This window comes from Romboutsia sp. BSD2780061687b_171204_C1 (genome assembly GCF_015560225.1).
Lineage (GTDB): Bacteria > Bacillota > Clostridia > Peptostreptococcales > Peptostreptococcaceae > Romboutsia_C > Romboutsia_C hominis.
Genome location: NZ_JADMRK010000001.1, coordinates 719,486 through 734,339, shown reverse-complemented (window position 1 = coordinate 734,339; position 14,854 = coordinate 719,486). Strand labels below are relative to the sequence as shown.

The 14,854-nt window shown below is 27.6% G+C and carries 13 protein-coding genes; all 13 read right to left on the bottom strand.

Features of this window, described 5'->3' with window-relative positions; genetic code table 11:
- Nucleotides 1-7: 7 nt before the first annotated feature.
- Nucleotides 8-532, bottom strand: coding sequence for a diol dehydratase small subunit (locus tag I2H23_RS03710; RefSeq protein ID WP_195581109.1), 525 nt, complete (start codon nucleotides 530-532; stop codon nucleotides 8-10).
- A gap of 15 nt (nucleotides 533-547) precedes the next feature.
- Nucleotides 548-1,225, bottom strand: coding sequence for a propanediol/glycerol family dehydratase medium subunit (locus I2H23_RS03705; protein ID WP_195581108.1), 678 nt, complete (start codon nucleotides 1,223-1,225; stop codon nucleotides 548-550).
- 23 nt (nucleotides 1,226-1,248) lie between these two features.
- Nucleotides 1,249-2,910, bottom strand: a complete 1,662-nt coding sequence (locus I2H23_RS03700) for a propanediol/glycerol family dehydratase large subunit (RefSeq protein ID WP_092925999.1) — start codon at nucleotides 2,908-2,910, stop codon at nucleotides 1,249-1,251.
- Nucleotides 2,911-2,936: 26 nt separating this feature from the next.
- Nucleotides 2,937-3,749, bottom strand: a complete 813-nt coding sequence (pduB, locus tag I2H23_RS03695) for a propanediol utilization microcompartment protein PduB (protein WP_166505354.1) — start codon at nucleotides 3,747-3,749, stop codon at nucleotides 2,937-2,939.
- Nucleotides 3,750-3,785: 36 nt separating this feature from the next.
- Nucleotides 3,786-4,064 carry a propanediol utilization microcompartment protein PduA gene (gene pduA / locus I2H23_RS03690; RefSeq protein WP_092926003.1) on the bottom strand — a complete coding sequence of 93 codons (279 nt, stop codon included), beginning with the start codon at nucleotides 4,062-4,064 and terminating at the stop codon, nucleotides 3,786-3,788.
- A gap of 460 nt (nucleotides 4,065-4,524) precedes the next feature.
- Nucleotides 4,525-5,124, bottom strand: a complete 600-nt coding sequence (locus tag I2H23_RS03685) for a hypothetical protein (RefSeq protein WP_166505353.1) — start codon at nucleotides 5,122-5,124, stop codon at nucleotides 4,525-4,527.
- A gap of 123 nt (nucleotides 5,125-5,247) precedes the next feature.
- Nucleotides 5,248-6,258 (bottom strand): phosphotransferase, encoded by a 1,011-nt coding sequence (locus I2H23_RS03680; RefSeq protein WP_195581107.1) that lies wholly within the window; start codon nucleotides 6,256-6,258, stop codon nucleotides 5,248-5,250.
- 12 nt (nucleotides 6,259-6,270) lie between these two features.
- Nucleotides 6,271-7,206, bottom strand: coding sequence for a PocR ligand-binding domain-containing protein (locus tag I2H23_RS03675; RefSeq protein WP_195581106.1), 936 nt, complete (start codon nucleotides 7,204-7,206; stop codon nucleotides 6,271-6,273).
- 299 nt (nucleotides 7,207-7,505) lie between these two features.
- A complete protein-coding gene (locus I2H23_RS03670; protein ID WP_092926011.1) occupies nucleotides 7,506-7,721 on the bottom strand; it encodes a GNAT family N-acetyltransferase in 216 nt (71 codons plus the stop codon).
- A gap of 184 nt (nucleotides 7,722-7,905) precedes the next feature.
- A complete protein-coding gene (locus I2H23_RS03665; protein WP_092926013.1) occupies nucleotides 7,906-8,952 on the bottom strand; it encodes an HD domain-containing phosphohydrolase in 1,047 nt (348 codons plus the stop codon).
- A 160-nt stretch (nucleotides 8,953-9,112) separates the two neighbouring features.
- Nucleotides 9,113-11,101, bottom strand: coding sequence for an elongation factor G (locus I2H23_RS03660; RefSeq protein ID WP_092926015.1), 1,989 nt, complete (start codon nucleotides 11,099-11,101; stop codon nucleotides 9,113-9,115).
- 347 nt (nucleotides 11,102-11,448) lie between these two features.
- Nucleotides 11,449-14,013 carry an ABC transporter permease gene (locus I2H23_RS03655; protein WP_195581105.1) on the bottom strand — a complete coding sequence of 855 codons (2,565 nt, stop codon included), beginning with the start codon at nucleotides 14,011-14,013 and terminating at the stop codon, nucleotides 11,449-11,451.
- Nucleotides 14,000-14,689 carry an ABC transporter ATP-binding protein gene (locus I2H23_RS03650; protein ID WP_195581104.1) on the bottom strand — a complete coding sequence of 230 codons (690 nt, stop codon included), beginning with the start codon at nucleotides 14,687-14,689 and terminating at the stop codon, nucleotides 14,000-14,002. The genes I2H23_RS03655 and I2H23_RS03650 overlap by 14 nt, the downstream gene beginning before the upstream one ends.
- Nucleotides 14,690-14,854 lie beyond the last annotated feature (165 nt).

The following is a 14,854-nucleotide window of genomic DNA, read 5'->3' as shown; positions in this document are numbered from 1 at the left end:
ACTACTTTTACTCCACTACCTTTAACCTTCCTCTTTGTTCATAAACATTTGTAGCTTCTATAACAAACTCTGCATTTATAGTGCATCCATATTTATTTCTTAGTTCATCTGCTATATCATATAATTCTTGTTTAGTTGATCTATATGGTCTTAGTGCATCGTATATTTCAAGAATTCTATCATCTGGAACTACTATAAGTTCTGCTGCCTTTCTTAAGTTTTGAGCAAATGCATTTCTTCCAACAGATTCAGCTACTTGTGCTTGTAATTCTAAAGTTTCTTTAGATATTCTTATATCTTTAGATCCAATTTCACCTCTTATTACTTTGTCTAAAGTTACATCTGATAATTTTATTCCAGATTGTGATTTTATTTTTTCCGGTATTTTCTCTCCTAATGGATAATTAGCGCTTGTGACTTTATCACTTTTTAAAACATTTTTAACAGCATTTGAAACTTCATTTATATTAGTAGAGTTCATATTTTTTAGTACTTCCTCTACGATTTGTTTTATTAATAAATCTTGATTCATCATTACCCTCCTTGTTTATTTAAATGTTATCTTCAATTCTTGAGTTTTTTTGTTTCTATCAACATGTTCTGTTTCTTTTATATGTAAAAGTGCTGCAATTGCTTGATATTTTGGTCTTGCCATTTGGTCATTTTTCACTGGCACTGGAGCTGGTGATTCATTTTTAGCATATTTAGCTGCATTTTTACCTATTTGTCTAAATGTTTCTAAATCTATAAGTGGAGCTTGGGGGAATAATTCTAAGTTACTTAAAGGAAATAAATCCTTTTGATGTATTATTGTTGTACCTTTTGACTGTATACCTATTCCTATTCCTGAACCACTTAGTTTTGCTGCATCATGTGCTATAAAAGAAACATCAGACGTTCTATAAATTTTTGCTAGTCTATAAGTTAATCCTTCTTCTTCAATACCTGCTATAACTTCTTTTAATACTTTATCGTGTTCTATACCAACTATAGTTTTAGTTTGATGGTTAAAAAATGCTGGCGCTAAACCTATAACTACTTCATCGCTTCTAGTACCTTTTTTCAAATCTCCAACTTCTACTAGTTCTAATTTTTTATTATCATCAAATACTACATTTTCTTTCTTTTCTTCTTTTTTGCTATTGCACTCTACATTATCATTTTCTACCATTTCTTTTAATACTTCTTCTATTACACTTTTTAATAATTTCTCATCTATAGACACAATTTTCACCTCTTTTTCTATTTTTAGAAGTCTTCTGGACTTACTGCATTTTCAATATTTTTGATTTGTTCCCATCTTTCATCACTTATTTGATATCCAGTTTTTGGCCCTCTATAATCATTTGGATAGTTTACGGCACTTTTTACTTTAAAATCTTTGTCAAGTATAGCTGCTGTATGCAAATAATCCCCTGCTATTCTTTGCTTTAACATATTAAACACACTATCTGCTACATCTTCAAATCCACCTTTATAAAGTGCTTTAACTACATCTACCCCTGTAACTTCTTTGTTCATCATTTCTTCAGTAGCTTTTAAATCTTCAACTACATTTCTATTTGGCATATCCTTACTTCCATGTGCATAGGTTGCAGCAGTTACTTCTTCTTCTGTAACTTCTGGAAGATTTAATTCTTTAAATAATACTTGTATAACTCTAGCTGCCTTATTTCTAACTTTAACAACTTCATCTTCACTAACAGGCTTTAGACCGCCATCTATTTTTAAATCTCTTTGAATTATATTCCAATCATCATAATCTTCTGCATCCCAGTTAGAACCTGCAAACATATTATCATAATTTGGAGTTGCACTATATCCTGAACATATAAAATCTGTTCCTGGCACCATTTGCATTAAACTTCTTGCAACTCTTCTTAAATCAGAATGTGTAAATGTTTGGTCATTACTAGATGCACACTCAAGATCTAACATTGCAGCTATTAAGTTTTCTGCAAGTATAGCTCTAACTCCACTAGGTACTCCTGCTGGTACTCCAACACAACTTACTGAACCATTTTGTATTCCTTGAACTCCACAGCCCTTAGTTAAGAATAGACATCTAGCTTCAAGATATAGCATTGACTTTCCTTCTGCGTATCCCATTTGAACTTCAGAACCTGTTCCTGATGTAAATCTCATTTTAAGTCCTCTTGATGCATATGAAGATGCTAGGAAACCTTTAGACCAAGGAGTATCATCTCCATCCATAAATACAGACTCTGTTCCATAGACAGATACAGTTTCAGCGTATCCTGTTAATCCTCTCATTCCTAATTTTAATTCTGTTGCTTCTTCAACAGCACATTGAGTAAGTATTCCAGGGCGACCTACTTGAGCTCCAACTAATAAAGCTAGGGCATTAAATGGAGCATATCTTGCTATACCTACTGTAGTTTCTTGTTCATCAAATCCTCTTAAAGCTGCTTCTGCTGCATCTGCTGCAATTTGAACTGGATGATCTTTTACATTAGTAACATGACATTGATTTGAAGGCATCTTTCTAGCTCTCATCTTTGTCATTGACATCATCATTTCAAGTACATTCATCTGGCTTACAACTTCAACTATCTTAGCTGGAGTCATAGCAGTTGTAAGTTTTACTATTTCTTCTCTTCCAACATTTATATCAACAAGCATTCTAGCTAATTCTAATGAATCCATGTTTAAAACTTCTTCTGCTCTTTCTAAATTTATAGCATGATCTGCTATAAAAAAGTCTAGCATATCAAAGTCTTCTCTTTTCTTTCCATCTAATTCTATTACTATTTTATTTTCTATTTTTATACTAGGTGTTGGGTCATTTGGTCCATCCATTGCTATAAGACCAACTTCTGGCCACTCCTTTACAAAACCATCTTGGTTTACTGGTCTATTTTTTAAAACTTCAAAACGTTTAGATTTCAATGTATTCACTCCCCTTATTTAAAATCTTATATGTATGGTATTGTTGATGACTTTAATTCTTCATTACTTAAAGTTGATAATAATTGCTTTCCTACTTCCCTTGCTGCTATTATAGACTGTCTAACAGCTCCTGAATCTCCTGAGAATGTAAGAATTACTTCGTTTGAGTAACTAGTTCCACCATTTCCTGGAGTTGAATATCCTACAACATCAACATTAGCGGCTTTTACAGCAGTATCTGCAAGTAATACTCCAATAGCAGCTGGTGCTCCAACTGTTATCCCAAAAGATTTTCCAATAGGTGCTCCAAACGCTTTATTAAGAGCATAGCTAGCCCTTGCTGTGTATTGGAATTCTAAATGTCCTGCGCTACTTCCATAAACATCACCAAAAGTTCTTTCTAATTCATTTAATGTAACTTCAACAGCTCTTCTAGCATCTGATACATCTTCTGCACCAAATATTATTAAAGAACCATGTCCTGCTCCACCTTCTGTATCTCTAGGAAGCTCTATTAACAATATTTCACTATTAGTTGCCTTTACAGCCTCATCTGCTGCAAATATATGAGGTCCAGCCCCTGTTCTTCCACCAACTATCCCTATTGATCTATATTTTTTATCTATATTCATTAACTCGTGTAAGTTATAATCTACATTAGCTATAACAAGACCTATAGTGTTTCCTATTGCTGTTCCTACAAACTCTGTTAAGCTACAGCTATTAGGCTCTTCATATTTAGCTTCTTCTGCTGTTTCTTCTTTAACTTCTAACTTTGGAGTTTCTCCCATTTTCTTCATTACTTCATCCATTATTTTTGACATTAAATCTTCTTTCATGAAAATTTCCCCCTTAACCTAAATTCTTATTTAATATTAGTTATTGCTTGGTAATATCTTTTCAACATCTGTATGTGGTCTTGGTATTACATGAACTGATACAACTTCTCCAACTTTCTCTGCTGCTACTGCTCCTGCATCTACAGATGCTTTAACAGCTCCTACATCTCCTCTTACCATTACTGTTACTAACCCTGAACCTATTTTTTCATATCCTACTAGTTGTACATTTGCTGATTTTACCATAGCATCAGCAGCTTCTATTGCCCCTACTAGTCCTTTTGTTTCAACCATTCCTAAAGCTTCTTTTTGCATAATGGGAGTACCTCCAAAAATTATTCTTGTTCTTATTTAAATTCTAGTATACTTTTATGGAAATATTTTATTTAAATAGTACAAATTTTAAGACTTTTTAAATATTTTTATGATAAATTTTATCTTAATAGGATAATTTTTTGTACTATATTTTTCTTTACATTTTTAATTTAATATTAATACAAAAAAATAGTAAGGAATTATCCTTACTATTTTTTATATTCTAATAATTTATCTACCATTTCTTCTTGTTCTTTCAAATCTTTATTCCTCTTATAAAGTTGTATACCCTATTCCATATTTTTATAATAACTTAAAGATATATTATTAGATTCAATATCTTCAATTATTACACTTTCAGCCTTATTTATCTTTTCGTCAAATACTAAATTTAAATTTAAACCATCCTTATTTAAAGAATAAGATACTAAATTTTCATTATCATTACTAACAAATCCATCTATTTTTTTAACTTATCATCTATTATTTTTCCTAACTCTAGAGAACTATCTTCCTCTATACTTTCTGCTACTTTATAATATGCTTCATACAAACTACTTTTATTTTCATTTAGTAAGTTTACTAATTCCTTTTGTTCTTGTACGCTTTCTGGATACATCTGAAAACTTAATATTCCATTTGCTTCTAATATGTCTTGATAATAAACTTCTACATAAGTTTCTTCTTTATCTTCCTTAGTTATAATATATGAAGCAAATTTTATATCTTCTAAATTTTCTTTTTTATCATTATCTAAATAAGAAACACTAAGAGATTTATTACCTTCTTTGAATGTATAAATTTTAGTTGAATAATCTTTTTGTTCTCCATTTTCACCAGTTAAATATACAATTCCATCTGAAATATCTACTGTTTTATCCTTAAGCCTTTCTTCTAAATCCACAGCTTTTATTTCATTACTATTTTGTTCACTTTTTACAACTTCAAAGTATGTATTTTTTAAGATTTCTTTATTTTCTATTGTGCTAGTGCATCCTGTAATAAGTAAACTAAATATAGTTGTAAGTCCTATTATTTTAACATGTAAACCTTTTACCACATCTATTCCCCACTTTTTATTTAGTTTATTATTTCTTAATTAAATTGTTTTATATTTCATGTATCCACATTTATTTCAACTTTCATAAAGGTTACTTTTCCTACCAATTGTACTCTACTATATCTATAAGTCTATTAATACACTTTTAAGATTCTCTATCCAATAATATATATTTAAATACTCATATTTATCTTCTAAATTTGAATTAGCTAATAGTGATACTAAATACATTTTGCAGGAAGCTAAAATTCCAACTTTCAATAAAGTGTCCCATGTTCTTCTAGTTAATTTATATCCAATATAATTTTCTAAATTCATTTTATAATAATTTAGTAGTATAGTTTTATCAAATTTAACATTTACAGATGTCATAAGATACCAAAATACATCTAATGTACAAGGTCCACATCCACTATTAGCCCAGTCTATAATTCTTATATCATTTTGATTTATGTAAAGTGTATTATCTGGTCTATAATCTCCATGCAAAAAGGTTTTAGGATAATAAGAAAATATACTATCTATTTCCTTTATTTCATCATATTTATTAAATAAATTTTCTCCTAAAATATCTTTTAATATTATTTCTCCTTTTTGATAATTTTCTTTAAACTCCTCAACTTCACTTACTTTAGTCTTTGTTAAAAAATTACAATATTCATCTACATTTAATAACTCCTTATAATTTATTACATCATGTTCTTTAAATTTAGAGTGGAATTTCGCTAAGTTATTTAAATAGTAAAGACACTCTTTCTCTGAGTTATTTGTTTTTTTGTATACAGACATATCATTCATAAGTATTGCATAGCTATTATCCCCTATGTAATAACCTAAATAAATGTCATTTATAAACTCTTCTAATTTTGAATATATATCATCTTTAAATATAGCTAATTCTCTGCCTTCATCTTTATTTACTTTTGCTAGCCAATCTTCCTTTAAATTATTTATTTTTAGATATAGGCTTTTTTTATCTTGCCTAGAAAATAATGTAATTTTATATATTTTAGCTCCTGATAAACCGTTTGTTTTTATATTTTCTAACTTTATATCTCGTAAACCAGGTAGTATTTGCATTAAATAATCCTTACTTAGAAGATCTTTTATTGATTCTTTTTTTAATACACTCAAAAAATTCCTCCCTTAGATATCTATTTGATCATTCTGTAATGTGCTCCTATACTCACTAGGTGTTAAACCTACTATTTTTTTAAAAACTTTACTAAAATAGTTAGGTTTATTAAAAGATAAATCTATAGATATATTTAGAATAGGTGTATCTGTATCTTTTAACATTTCTTTTGCTAATTCTATTTTTTTATTTGTTATATAGGTTATAAAGTTTATACCAATATCCTTTTTAAAAGTCTTACTCAGATAATTTGGACTTAGATTTATATGATTTGCTACCTCCTCTAGTGTAATATTTTTTTTTATGTTTGAATGAATATAATTTAGTGCTTTGTGTATTTCTTCAGAGTATTGTTCACTCTCTAAATTATATTCCTTTATTAATTCAATATTAGTAGCTCTATCTATTTTAGCTTTATTGCTATTAAAATCAGAATTTATTTTGACTATATCTTTATTTAAAATATAATTTGATATTTGGTACATAAGATCTGCTGCATATTTGACTTCTTCATAAGTCTTTATCTTTATATCTTTATAATATTTAGATAATTCTTCATTATATTTACCCTTTAAAACATTGTTTTCTTCTTTTAAATCTTCTTTTAATCTTACTTGACCTCCTAATATTGCTCCTATATATGTATTATTTGCCATTATAGGTATAGCAAAGTCTACTAATCCTGCATGACACTTGTATATATGTGGCTTTTTTGTAATAGCTGATTGTACCCCTCCATATGCATCACATTTATAACACTTTCCTTTTAATTCCTCATTATTTCTTATATATGTACAAAATTTAGTGAAATTACTTTCTTTTGTTATAGGTTCACCTTTATAGTCTACTATAACTGCTCCCATACCAAGTGAATTTGCAAAGCTATCTTGTATATTTTGGAGAACTTCAATTTGAGCATACTCTTCTAGTTCAAAAAACTTCTCCATTAAACTCCCCCTTAAATTATTATTCCTAATTTATAATTTATATTATTTAATTATATATATTTCTACTTATATTTGTTAAACCCTGTCATAAAATACATTTTATTTTTTAGTAAACAAGTTAAATATATTTCTAAATTATTTTAACTGTTATTATAATACCTTTATGACAATATCTAAAATAAATATCTTACTTGTACAATAAAATAGAGCAATAGTTTTTACACTATTACTCAACTTAATTCTTAGTATATATAAAATTATTCATATAACTATATATTTCTAATTAGATAAATTGTAATTTATATAATACCTTTTATTTGTTTCCATTCGTCTTCTAGTATTGCCATCAGAATATCATTAGCATATTCTTTGCCATTCCAAACTGCATCTCTCAATACGCCTTCTCTTTTAAATCCAGCAGCCAAATATGCTTTTTCAGCACGAGAATTAAATGAATAAACATCTAGTTCTAAGCGATGAAGATTTAATTTTTCAAATGCAAAATCTCTTGTCATTTTTATAACCTAAGACCCTATGCCTTTTCCACATTCGTCATAATGAAATATTCCAATTCAATAATTGGCACTTCTATTATACTTTCACCAATAATTCTTCCATCAGGTGAAATAATTAAAAAGTCATATCTATCTTCTACACATTTTTTGAAAAATTCAACCACTTCATCGTGATCAAATTTTACTATAAAATCTGTCTTGCTAACTCAAACTCAGAATTTATTTCTTCAAATACTTCAGTTATAACAGGATCAAAAGCTATCCCCTTACCATCTAATATAATTTCAACTGCTTTGTCATGTGTAAAAGCTTCTTTATAAGGTCTCTTTGTTGTTAGCGCATCATAAACATCTGCTATTGCCATTACTCTAGCGCTAAGTGGTATTTCTTCTTCCTTTAATCCATCTGGATAACCTGTTCCATTCCACTTTTCATGATGAGATTGCGCCATATCCTTCGCTATATATAAAAAACTTTCTCCATCAGTTTGATTTATCATCCTTTGAATAGTCTCTCCTCCAAGTTTACTGTGAGTTTTCATAAACTCAAACTCTTTTTCATCTAAATAACCATTTTTAAGTAAAGTTTTATCATTTATACCTATTTTACCTACATCATGAAGTGGAGCTGAACGTATCATATCCTTTACATAATCTTTGCTTAATATATCACTATATATATTTCTTTCTACCAAAGCTTTAGTTAGTATTTCTACATACTTTGCAGTTCTTTTAACATGACCCCCAGTATTTTCGTCCCTACACTCAACAAGCTCTGCGATGGATATCATCATAACATCTTGGAGATGTTCTATCATCTCGGTTTTTTCTATTACTTTTTTTTCTAAATCTATCCTATAGTCATATAATTCTAGATGCATCTTTATACGACTTATCATAATTTGAGGAACAAATGGCTTTCTAATAAAGTCTATAGCTCCTTTTTCAATGCCTTTTAATTCACTTTCTATATCTACTTGTGAGGTTAGAAATATTACTGGTATATCAACTAAATCTTTATTAGATTTTATCTTTTCTAAGGTTTCATACACATCCATATCTGTCATATTTATATCTAATAATATTAAGTCTGGTTTGTTTTTAGTTAGAAACCTTAAAGTCTGTACACCAGATGTAAGTAAGCTAACTTTGCAATGTGGTTTTAAAATTTGTTCTGCTCTTTTTAAATTTGTTACGCTATTATCTACGATCAATATATGCTTATTTTTCATAAGTTCTCCCTTTTAATCTTTTATATTCCTTTATATTATACTATCATTCATTAGCCTTTCTAATATTTCAATTTAAATTTTTTCTATTGTAAAATATTAAAAATAAAACTAATATATTTCTTAATAATAGTTAACCTTAAATGTTATTTACTATTATTCATTATTTTATACAATGCATGTGAAGCTTAGCCTCACTTCCTTTTACAACATAACCTTGTCCCTTTGAACAAAATATAGAGTTTGATGTATATTCATTATCACTATTTTTATCATAAGACCTGTGTTCTAAGACATAGTCAGAATTATGACACCTATCATATCCATCAAATATGAAGCTAACACTTGAACTTCCCTTACTAAAAGCAGATAACCCTAAGCTATAATCCATAAAAGTAGCAACAGGCCCTCTACCTTCTATGGTTACTAAATTTTCATTGATAATCGGCGTTTCAAATTCTCCATTCATTTTTTGAATATCTGATATGATTCTTCCCATATAATCTAAGTTTGTCTCAATTTTAAACTTATAGTATGGCTCAAGTAATACATTTTCAACTTTTTCTAATCCTTGTCTTAATGCTCTTAAAGTAGCTTGTCTAAAATCTCCACCACTAGTATGCTTTTTATGTGCTCTACCAGTAAGCAAAGTTATATTTAAATCAACTAATGGGTATCCACCTAATATTCCTCTATGCTCTTTTTCAAATATATGAGTTTTAACTAAATTTTGATGACCTATGGCTAAATCATCTACATGTGCTTTGCTATTAAAAGTGATACCTAAATTTCTAGTATTTGGTTCTACTAGCAAATGAACTTCTGCATAATGACCAAGTGGCTCAAAGTGACCATATCCTATAGTACTTTTTAATATACTTTCTTTGTATAGTATTTCACATTTTCCAAAGTCTACATCTAAGTTAAATCTTTCTTTTATTACTTCTTTTAAGATTTCTAATTGAATTTTTCCCATTACATGTATGTGTATTTCTTTAAGATTTTCATCCCATAAAACATTTAATGCAGGTTCTTCTTTATTTAACATCTCAAAAACACTTAATACTTCTTTTATGTTTAATAGACCATCAAATATAACCTTTGATTTTAATGTTGGAGTCATTTCATATTTGGTTTTTATATTATAAATTTTCTCTATTTCGTCTTTTTCAAAACCATGTTCCATTATGAAATCTCCTGCTACAGTATTATTTAAACCGCTTACAACAAATAATTCTCCACAATTAGCCTCATTTACAGCTTCAAATTTGTTAGAATTGTATTTTCTTATGTTATTTATCTTTTCAGTTATTATTTCTTCATTAACTTTATATAAAACTTCATTTTTCACTTTAATACTTCCTTGTAGTGCTTTTATATAAGTTAATTTATTTTTATTGTCATCATGTTTTATCTTATATACTTTACCTATAAATTTTTCTTCTAACTTGTAATTTGTATATGTTAAAAAATCTAGCTTTTCTAGGAAATTATCTATTCCTATATCATTAAGAGCTGACCCACTTAATAGTGGATATATTTTTGATTCCTTTATCATTTCTTTGAAATTTTTAATCCAAAGATTGTAGTCATAGTCATCATTTAAATATTTTTCAAATAATTCATCATCTCTTTCAGCAATAAATTCTATAAGCTCTTCACTTAAAGTATTAGTTATATTAATATTAGTTATATCTATAGCATCTTTAGTTAAGCTATTTTGTATATCTTTTATCACTAAGTTTAAATTAGAGCTTTCTCTATCCATTTTATTTACAAAAAATATTATAGGAACTTTGTATTTATTAAGTAGTCTAAATACTGTTTTTGTATGTGATTGTATTTTATCTACTCCACTTATTATTATAACTGCGTAGTCCATTATAGATATAGACCTTTCCATATCTGGTGAAAAATCTATATGTCCTGGTGTATCTATTAAGTAATATTTAGAATTGTTGTAATTAAACATTCCTTGTTCTGAAAATATTGTTATACCTCTTTGCTTCTCTATGTTATGATTATCTAAAAATGTATCCTTATTATCTACTCTGCCTCTATTTCTAATTGCATTTGTATGATATAGTACTTGTTCACAAAATGTAGTTTTACCAGCATCAACATGAGCTAATACCCCTATTGTCTTATTCATATGTCTCTCCTATTTATATAAATATCAATATTATCCTTAATTATAATAACATTATGTTTTTTAATTTTATAATTTATATTTTATCATATTTAGTAGTTTTGTAGTATTAGTCATATTTTTTAATAGATTTACGCTTTTGATATAATTCTAATTGCTTTTCTCATACTGATTTAATCAATTAAATATACATAAGTAAGTCTATGTTTTTATAAATATTAAAAAGAGCAATAAATTTTATATTATCGCTCTTTTATATCATAATTTAGTAAAATTTATAATTTTTAAAATTCTAATAAAAATCAATTTGATGGAGAGAATATAATATTCTCTCCATTTTCATATAAATATTATTCACTTACCCTAATTCTTTCTACTATACTTTCTTTAGAAGTTATATTGTAAACAATTAAGGGAACAGTTACACTTACTAAAAGTACTAACACTATACACATTGCTAAAGCTTCTATTGGATAGGTATATACAGAATATCTAAGCTTCATAATATTAAATCCTAGAAAAGTAGATAAACTACCTAAAGTAAGATTTACAAAGGTTATTATAACTCCATAATACATACCTTCTAGTGCTAACATCTTTTTAAGCTGTTTTTTAGTCATTCCTACTGCTTCTAGCATTGCAAATTCTTGATTTCTTGACATTATATTCGTTACCATAGTATTTATAAAATTTAAAAATCCAATTAATCCTATTATAAACACTCCACTCATTCCTATAATAGTTATTGTAACTTGATTTTCTTTAGCTTCTTCTATATATGTTCTTTTTGAAGAAATATGAGTATATGGATTAGAGTACTTTTCATTTAATTTTTCTATATTCTTTTCAACTTCATCTACGTTTTCATCTACATTAACTACTACATTTTGTACATATGATTTTGGTACTATTTTTTTATAGTCATCTTCATTTACATATACATCCATGTTGAAGTTTTCTCCTGCACCAATTATTGCCATTACCTCAAATTCATTCTCTGTATATCCTTCTTCTATAGTATTTCCTTTAAGGTATTTTAACTTAATCTTATCTCCTACTTTTATTTTGCTATTTTCATGTCCTCTAATTATTATATATCCACCTTTGTTAAACTTTTCTATATCTAACTTTCCTTCTATTATGTTTCCATCACTATAATAATCTAACATATTATTTGCTATCATTTCTTTAATTATTTTCCCTGAAGACACTCCGCTTATATCTAATGTTACACTTTTGTTAGTAGCTGCAATTTCTCTATAATCATACCCTTGCCAAAATCTTTTTACATGATCTTCATTTATTGGTTGGCTTAGTAATTCTTCTTTTATTGCTCCTTCATAGGCTACAAGCCCTAAATAATCTTTATATATTTTCTCTACACTTTTTACCCCATCTAAATTTTTAACATCTTTTATAAATTCTTCATCTATTGGTATGATATTTTCATGTATCCTTGAGTTTTGTGCTTCTCCATGTTGTATTTCTATATCACCTAACATCATACCTTCTGCTGCTCTTTTAGGGTCTGAACTACTTATTATAGTTGATACACTTAAAAATATCATACAACTTAAAGACATAGACGTTAAAACTAATAATGCTTTTTTCTTATTTCTAAACATATTTGAAAGTGCCATTTTATGAATTTTAGAACCACTCTTACCTTTTTTTGCTTTACGTTTTATATTACTATCTCTATCACTATATCTTGTAGCATCTACTTCAGATACACTACTTGCAAGTTTTGCAGGTTTCATACAAGATATTCTTACTGTTATATATGAGAATATAATAGCACCTATAAATATAGCAGGATTGCTTGAATCTATTGATTTTAAACTTGATATAGTAGTAAATTTCATAGCCATAGGAAGTAATATCTTTCCTATTATAACTCCTAAAAATAGTCCTATTGGTATTGCTATTAATGATAATCTATTAGCTTGATTTATTATTAATTTTTTTAATTGTTTTGGTGATGTTCCTATAGTTTTAAGAAGTCCATAGTGTTTTATGTCTTTTACTACTGATATATAGAATATATTATATATTAAAAGATAACCACTTGTAAGTATTACAATTACTAATAAAATTACTGGAAGAGCATTTCTTATAAATTCACTAGTATTTGTTACTTGATTATCTAAAAATGCTGGATTTACACTATATTTCCCTGAATATGGCTTAATTTCATTAATTAAACCTTCAATTTGTTTTTCTAAGTTTTTATCATTTTTAAAATTAAAAGTTATACATAAAGGACCTATTTCATTATCTTTTTTATATTCATTGTAAAAATCATCACTTATATATATATCATGAAGTGGAATAGCTGTTGCTGTTTTGTATGTAAAATATCCACTTAATTTAAATTTATATGTTTTATTTTCTCCAGTATAAGTGCCATCTTTAGCTGCTGGAATATCTATATTTACTTCAGTGCCTATTTTGTGAGGTAGTTTTAACATATCTAATACTTCTGTTGGCATAACTATATCTTCTTTAGACTTTGGTAAACTCCCCTTTATCATCTCTGTATTGATAGCATTTTTTACACTTTGACCGTCATAAACTGCTAGATTTACAGTTTGAGTTAAAAACTCTGGATTTTTAGCACTATCAATATTTTTAATTATACCTATACTATTTTGGTCTACACTTTCATCATTTTTTATTATATCTATCTGACTTTTATCTACATCTTGCATCTGTACGTGAGAACTTGTTCCATATTCCATCATCATATAACTATTAAAAGCATCCATCATAGATACTCCTACTGTAAATAGCGATGTAAATAAAACTGTAGCTAATGTTATAGCTATAATAGATATAATATTTCTAATTTTATTAACTTTAAAGCTTCTTTTACTTATCTTTTTTATAATTTTTTGATTGTTATTTTGTAGCATGGCTTTCACCTCTAATTACAACTTTTCCATCCTCAATTCTTATAATTCTATCTGCCATTTGTGCTATTTGTTCATTGTGAGTTATCATTATTATAGTTTGGCTAAATTTATTACTAGTTACTTTTAAAAGTCCTAGTACATCTTGCTCAGTTTTACTATCTAAATTTCCTGTTGGCTCATCTAGTAGTATTATAGATGGTTTTGTTGCTAGTGCTCTTGCAATTGCAACTCTTTGCTGTTGTCCACCTGATAAGTTGTTAGGTAGGGCATCTACCTTCTTACTAAGTCCTAATATGTTTATTATTTCATCTATATATTCACTATCTACGCTACATCCATCAAGTTCTATTGGTAGTACTATATTTTCATAAACATTAAGTATAGGAACTAGATTGTAGTTTTGAAATACAAATCCAACATTACGTCTTCTAAATATTGTAAGTTCCTCATCATTCATTTTAAATATGTTATTGTTTTCAATTACCACTTCTCCTTCACTAGGTCTATCAAGTCCTCCTAACATATGTAATAATGTACTTTTACCACTCCCTGATGTACCTACTATAGCAACAAACTCTCCTTTATCTACTCTTATATCAACTCCATCCAGTGCTTTTACTATATTTTCTTCTGTTCCATAGTATTTTTTTAAATTTTTACTTTCTAATATTTTCATTTAATTAAAATCCCCTTTTAATTTTTTTCATCTTATTTACTTAAATGTTATCATATAAATATTTTAAAAATCCTCACAGTATTGTGATATTGTTTATATGAATAATAACAATTTTGAGATATTTAACAAAAATAAACACTGTTAAATTAACAGTGCTTAATATTT

Excerpts from the sequence above, each read along its gene's own strand:
- I2H23_RS03670 (WP_092926011.1), bottom strand. The coding sequence starts at position 7,721 with ATGACAAGAGATTTTGCATTTGAAAAATTAAATCTTCATCGCTTAGAA.
- I2H23_RS03675 (WP_195581106.1), bottom strand. The coding sequence starts at position 7,206 with ATGGAGAAGTTTTTTGAACTAGAAGAGTATGCTCAAATTGAAGTTCTC.
- I2H23_RS03660 (WP_092926015.1), bottom strand. The coding sequence starts at position 11,101 with ATGAATAAGACAATAGGGGTATTAGCTCATGTTGATGCTGGTAAAACT.
- pduB (WP_166505354.1), bottom strand. The coding sequence starts at position 3,749 with ATGAAAGAAGATTTAATGTCAAAAATAATGGATGAAGTAATGAAGAAA.
- I2H23_RS03650 (WP_195581104.1), bottom strand. The coding sequence starts at position 14,689 with ATGAAAATATTAGAAAGTAAAAATTTAAAAAAATACTATGGAACAGAA.
- I2H23_RS03655 (WP_195581105.1), bottom strand. The coding sequence starts at position 14,013 with ATGCTACAAAATAACAATCAAAAAATTATAAAAAAGATAAGTAAAAGA.
- I2H23_RS03665 (WP_092926013.1), bottom strand. The coding sequence starts at position 8,952 with ATGAAAAATAAGCATATATTGATCGTAGATAATAGCGTAACAAATTTA.
- pduA (WP_092926003.1), bottom strand. The coding sequence starts at position 4,064 with ATGCAAAAAGAAGCTTTAGGAATGGTTGAAACAAAAGGACTAGTAGGG.
- I2H23_RS03710 (WP_195581109.1), bottom strand. The coding sequence starts at position 532 with ATGAATCAAGATTTATTAATAAAACAAATCGTAGAGGAAGTACTAAAA.